The 6,247-nt window shown below is 38.1% G+C and carries 6 protein-coding genes; 3 read left to right on the top strand and 3 right to left on the bottom strand.

Features of this window, described 5'->3' with window-relative positions; all coding sequences use genetic code 11:
• The 3 genes from AC1DPQ_RS14570 to hisG form a co-directional block, all read right to left on the bottom strand.
• Positions 1–740: aminotransferase class I/II-fold pyridoxal phosphate-dependent enzyme (locus AC1DPQ_RS14570; protein WP_477609933.1), on the bottom strand; the 740-nt coding region annotated here is incomplete at its 3' end.
• A gap of 72 nt (positions 741–812) precedes the next feature.
• Complete coding sequence (hisD, locus tag AC1DPQ_RS14565; protein WP_477609931.1) at positions 813–2,135, bottom strand: histidinol dehydrogenase; 1,323 nt, start codon at positions 2,133–2,135, stop codon at positions 813–815.
• Positions 2,136–2,184: 49 nt separating this feature from the next.
• Positions 2,185–3,036, bottom strand: a complete 852-nt coding sequence (hisG, locus tag AC1DPQ_RS14560; RefSeq protein ID WP_029278663.1) for an ATP phosphoribosyltransferase — start codon at positions 3,034–3,036, stop codon at positions 2,185–2,187.
• 274 nt (positions 3,037–3,310) lie between these two features.
• Between hisG and AC1DPQ_RS14555 the strand changes: the two genes are divergently transcribed.
• The 3 genes from AC1DPQ_RS14555 to AC1DPQ_RS14545 form a co-directional block, all read left to right on the top strand.
• Positions 3,311–4,873 (top strand): L,D-transpeptidase family protein, encoded by a 1,563-nt coding sequence (locus AC1DPQ_RS14555; protein ID WP_477609929.1) that lies wholly within the window; start codon positions 3,311–3,313, stop codon positions 4,871–4,873.
• A 226-nt stretch (positions 4,874–5,099) separates the two neighbouring features.
• Complete coding sequence (locus tag AC1DPQ_RS14550; RefSeq protein WP_477579272.1) at positions 5,100–5,642, top strand: RNA 2'-phosphotransferase; 543 nt, start codon at positions 5,100–5,102, stop codon at positions 5,640–5,642.
• 1 nt (position 5,643) lies between these two features.
• Positions 5,644–6,247: metallophosphoesterase (locus AC1DPQ_RS14545; protein ID WP_477609927.1), on the top strand; the 604-nt coding region annotated here is incomplete at its 3' end.

Here is a 6,247-nt window from a genome sequence, read left to right as displayed (position 1 = left end):
GCTAAGTCCTGTGTAGCCTGATTGATGTTGTATGGTGGTTTAATTTTATTCAGAACATCGATCACTTTTGTCGAAGAAAATGCCATGCCTAAACGTAAAGCGGCAAGCCCCCAAGCTTTCGAAAAAGTTTGCAAAACCACCAGGTTTCCGTATTCGGTTAGCTCTTGAATAAAGGTCTTCTGACGGGCGTAATTAATGTACGCTTCGTCAACTACAACGATGCCATTAAAGTTGGCTAAAATTGTTTCAATATCTTCGCGATTTATCGAATTTCCAGTCGGATTATTTGGCGAACAAATGAAGATTAATTTTGTGTTTTTATCGATCGTTTCTGCGATCTTTTCCATATCCAATTGGAAGTTCGGAAGCAGGTTAACTTTGCGTATTTCTACATCGTTTATGTTGGCCGAAACCTCGTACATTCCATAGGTTGGTGGCAGCACAATTACGTTGTCTTTTCCAGGATTACAAAAAGCACGGAACAATAAATCTATCGCCTCGTCGCTGCCGTTGCCTAAAAAAGTATTTTCAATCGGCACACCTTTTATTTTGCTGATTGCATCTTTCAGATCAAGCTGCAATGGATCAGGATAACGGTTGTAATTTGCCGGAAGTGGCGAACCATAACTGTTTTCATTTGCATCTAAAAAAACTGATGCCTGACCTTTAAATTCATCCCTAGCGGTAGAGTAGGGGCGAAGGTTTTTTATATTTTCTCTTACTAAATCGTTAATGTCCATTTTAATGGTTTGTTGGTTTCCTTCGGTTTGATTACACAGATTAGGTGATTTCACCGATTGTTAATTCTTATTCTATGCTCTGTTATCTTCGGACTTTGGACTTCCGACCWCGGACTCAAAGTTCAATCTAATACTTACTGCATTCTTATGCGCATCTAATCCCTCGGCTTCCGCAAGTATTTCAACCGTATTGCCAATGTTGCTCAACCCTTCGTGGGATAAATGCTGGAAAGTGATTTTTTTCAGAAAAGCATCTGTTGATACGCCCGAATAAGCCTTAGCAAAACCACTGGTTGGTAAAGTATGATTGGTTCCAGAGGCATAATCGCCAACACTTTCTGGCGTAAAGTTGCCTAAAAACACCGATCCAGCATTGATAATCGATGGAATAAGGCTTTGGAAATGTTCGGTAGCCAATATTAGGTGCTCTGGTGCATATTCATTTGAAAATTGCATCGCCTCATCCAGGTTTTTAGCAAAAACTGCATAAGAATTGGCTATTGCTTTTGCTGCAATGTCTTTCCTTGGGAGGATATTAAGCTGATTTTCAATTTCTTTTAACGTATCAGCAATGATCTGATTTGAAGTAGCCACTAAAATAGCCTGACTATCAGTTCCATGTTCTGCCTGCGCGAGTAGATCTGCAGCAATAAATGACGGATTGGCAGTATCATCAGCAATAACCAACACCTCTGATGGTCCTGCAGGCATATCAATGGCTACTTTGTTTTGAACCATTGTTTTTGCCGTAGTTACATAACGGTTACCAGGACCAAAAATCTTATATACCTGTGGTACACTTTCCGTTCCGAAAGCCATTGCTGCAACAGCTTGTGCACCCCCAATCAGGAATACTTTTTCGATGCCCAGAAGCACCGCACAGTAGGCCAGATAACAATTGGTTTTGCCATCACTTTGCGGGGGAGAGCACACCACGATTTCTTTACAGCCTGCGATGATGGCGGGAGTGGCAAGCATTAAAAAAGTACTCGGTAAAACGGCTGTTCCTCCTGGGATATAAAGTCCTACTTTTTCAATTGCCCTCGATTCGCGCCAGCATACAACGCCTGGCATCGTTTCGATTTTATCTTCAGTTTTTAACTGCGACTGGTGAAAAGTTTTGATGTTTTGGTAAGCGGTATCAATCGCCTTTTTTGCTTCTGCGGGAATGGTAGATGCAATCGCTTTTAATTCTTCAGTATCCAAAAACAGTTTCTCTAAATTAACTTTGTCAAATGCTTTTGCAAAGTTAAAAAGTGCCTGGTCGCCATCTTTTTTTACGGTGCTGATGATGTCGGTTACCCGTTCTTCAACCAGTTTATCGTCTTCAATTTGCCTCGAACAAAGTTCTTCAATTTTTGATTTAGATAAATCTGTATAATTGTAGATTTTCAATGTTTTATAATTTTAAATTAACTAATAGTTAACGTGAATTTAAACGATTTTACTTGATTATTTTCTCGATTGGCATTACCAAAATACCTTCAGCACCTGCTGCTTTTAAACTGTTTATTTTATCCCAGAAATCTTCCTCGGCAATTACAGAGTGAACAGCAACCCAGTTTGGTTCGAAAAGTGGAACTACCGTTGGGCTTTTTACGCCCGGAAGTAAATCGACTACTTTTTGAAGGTTATCTTTTGATACATTTAGCACCACGTATTTATTAGATTTTGCGCTAAGTACAGAGCGGATGCGTTGAAGCAATTCTGCAACTTCAGGATTATCAGCTATTGATTTATTTCCGATTAAAACGGCTTCAGATTGCATCACATCAGCGAAAGGTTTTAGTCCGTTGCTTTTTAGTGTTCCACCTGTTGATACGATATCAAAAATAGCATCACTTAAGCCTAAGCCCGGACCAATTTCTACCGATCCTGAAATGGTTCTGATATCAGATTTTATGCCTTTTTCCTGTAAGAATTTTTCGAGGATTACCGGGTAAGAAGTAGCAATCGCTTTGCCATTTAACTCTTCCAGTTTTTGGATATTACTGGTTGCCTGAACAGCAATTTTTAAGGTGCATTTTCCGAAGCCTAATTTTTGTAGATAATCTACCTCAGCTTTGGTTTCTACAATTACGTTTTCTCCAACTATACCCAAATCGGCAATGCCATCCTGTACATATTCAGGAATATCATCATCCCGGAGGAAAAGAATTTCTAAAGGAAAATTGGTAACGGTTGAGATGAGTGAGCTTTTGTAGTTTTCGAAAGATAAACCACAATTTTTAAGTATTTCTACAGATTTTTCGTTTAACCTACCCGACTTCTGGATAGCGATTTTAAGTGTTTTCAAAGTATTGAATATAGAGTGAACAAGAAATTATTTTACGGAAAAAAGTTTTGAAGTACAAAACAAACATATCATATCGCCTATCGGCGATGGTGTAAATGTAAGTGATGGTTCAAAGTTAAATTCATAAATTATTTCTGCCAGTATCAATGCTTTAGCTGATAAGCGCTGGCAAATATAGCGTTTGAAATGGTAAAACAAAAAATAATGGCACTTAATTTGCCATTATGCTGTTTTTATTGCCAATAACCCTTATTTTGTACTAAAATTTTACGTGTTGAAAAAGTTTCGCTTTCTAATTTTCCCCCTTATTTTGTTTGTTTCTGCCTGTGGATGGTTTAAGAGCCCTCCAGAGATAGGTAAGGTGTTATCTGAACATTTTAAGAATAAAATTTATAAAGATTTCGATACTGTAGCTTATGATAGCATTTTTGTAAAGACTTTGGATAGTCTTTCAGACAAATTTGTAAATCCGAAAACAATTAAAGGTTATTATGCCGATAATCATCGTCAGCCTGTGCTTGTTACCAGATTTTATATCAATGGAAACTTAGATTCGCTGGTAAGCTATTTAAACGAAAGTAAGGTTCATGGCTTCAATCCGAAGATTTTTAAAGGAGACGAGATTAAAAGCTTATTAGATGAATTAACAGCAAACAAGTTTAAAAAGGTAGAAGAAAGTTATCCGGTTATAGCGAAACTAGAATTACTATCGGCCAATGCCTATTTAAATTATACAAACTATTTAAAATTTGGGGTGGTAAATCCCCGTAATATATTTTCGCGCTACTACATTAAAGTTAAACGTCCGGACAGCGTTGGGATGACCAATCTTTTGAATAGTGTGAACCTGTTGGACACACTCAGATCTGTTCAGCCCAAATCGGCTCAATATAAAGCTTTGCAGGCCGCCTATTTGAATACAGATGCTTACGATGAGAAACGGATTTTACTGCTAAATATGGAGCGCTTCCGTTGGAAAATGCCTGAGACTGGCGATAATTATGTGCAGGTAAATATCCCTGATTTTAGGTTAACCTGGCTGGATAAACAAGATACCGTAATTACAATGAAAGTTTGTGTTGGCGGGCGGCGCGAAAATGGTTACGAAGAGAAGTTAAAAGCCTTTGCAAAATCGGGCAATCTGGATGATAAACCGAAGAACCATGAGACACCTTTATTGTTCAGTAAAATCAATTCCATTCAGGCCAATCCAATCTGGAATATTCCGGTCAGCATTGCGCAAAGTGAGATCTATTGGATGGCCAGAAAAGATCCATATTATTTATCGAACAGCAACATTAAAGTTTACTATAAAGACAAACTAATTGGTGAACCTGATACCATCAATTGGAATAGGTATTCGCGTGATAAATTACCCTTTAAATTTAAACAAGGATCTGGCGGTGGAAACGCTTTAGGAAAGTTCAAATTTATCTTCGATAATAGCTCGAGTATTTACCTGCACGATACCAATAATAAGAACGGATTTAACCTGACTAATCGGGCTATAAGTCATGGCTGTGTACGCATCGAAAAGCCATTAGAATTTGCCGAACTCTTGGTTAAAGATTCTTACACTTATGATAAGCTTAGGGCAGAAGTAGATTTACCACCGATAGATAGTACACATGTAAAATGGTATAAAAAACGTATGGCACAAAAGGCCGATACAACCAAAGCATTTCAATTAAAACCAGCTTGGTTTGCCCCAAAGAAAAATGTTCCATTAATTATTACCTACATTACTGCCTGGTCGCAAAATGATAAGATTGAATACAGACCTGATGTTTATGGTATGGACGAAAAACTTTGGGCTGCGATGAAGAAATTCAGGTAGAATTTAATCAATAGTTTAGCGCTTGCAGTTGAAAACAATGTTAAGGTTTCCCCTAACAGCAGCACAGCTATTTAATCATTTTCCTGAAGGTAAAGCAACAGATACTGGCATTGTCATCTTAATTTCGTTGACAAGGAAAAAATTGAAAAGGTAGTTTTTGTGTGTTTCGAAAATGAAAATTATGAACGCTGCCTACAAAAGCCAATGAATTAATATTAAGATCATCATGGACAACAAAATAACCAAAGGAATCAGTAAGCTGCTAAGTTATATCTTGAGGCACTCGCCAGAAACCATAGGCTTAAAGCTCGATGAAAATGGTTGGGCTGACGTGAATGAACTGATTACCAAATTTGACCTCTATGATAAGAGAATAGATTTTGAACAGCTTGACTACATTGTCGAAAATAACGACAAAAAGAGATTTGCTTTCAACGAAGGTAAAACCAAGATCCGGGCAAGCCAGGGGCATTCCATTTCAATAGAGCTAAACCTTGATGAAGCAGAACCACTAGAATATCTCTATCATGGTACAGTTGAAAAGTTCCTGTCGGATATTAAATCGCAGGGACTTCAAAAAATGACGCGGCAGCATGTGCATTTAAGTGCCGATAGAGAAACGGCCAATAAAGTAGGTGGCAGGAGGGGAAAACCGGTTATCCTTACCATTAATAGTGGAGAGATGCATAGGGCAGGCTATAAATTTTATTTATCAGCTAACAATGTGTGGCTTACAGATGTTGTGCCCGTTGAATATATAACGTTTTAACATGGGCAGAACATTAGCAATAGGTGATATACACGGGGGATTAAAAGGTTTAGTTCAGCTATTCGAGCGTGCAGATGTAACAAAAGATGACAAACTGATTTTTCTTGGCGATTATGTGGATGGATGGAGTGAATCGGCGCAAGTAATCAATTACATGATGCAATTGGAAGAAAGTCATCAGTGCATTTTTATCAAAGGAAATCACGATGCTTGGTGTATCGATTGGTTGGAAAAAGGTATTGTAGATGATGTTTGGTTTGTTCACGGTGGTAAATTAACCATCGAAAGTTATAAAAACTTACCTGATCCGGTGAAGCAAAAACATCTAAATTTCTTTGAACGCATGAAAGATTACTACGTGGATGAGCATAACAACCTCTTTATTCACGCCGGTTTTTCTTCCATGCACGGTCCTGAAAAAGAACGTTATTCTTCCAATTATTCGTGGGATAGAACACTTTGGGAAATGGCCCTGACTATGGATAAGAGGATCAAAAAAGATTYGGTACTTTATCCGAAACGTTTATTACTCTACAATGAAATTTATATCGGCCATACCCCAACGCTCTATTATAACATGAACGTGCCCATGCAGGGTTGTAACG

The sequence above is a fragment of the Pedobacter sp. 01T416_2 genome (genome assembly GCF_056398925.1).
Note: the sequence above shows the minus strand (reverse complement) of the source record. Positions and strands in the feature narration are given on the sequence as shown.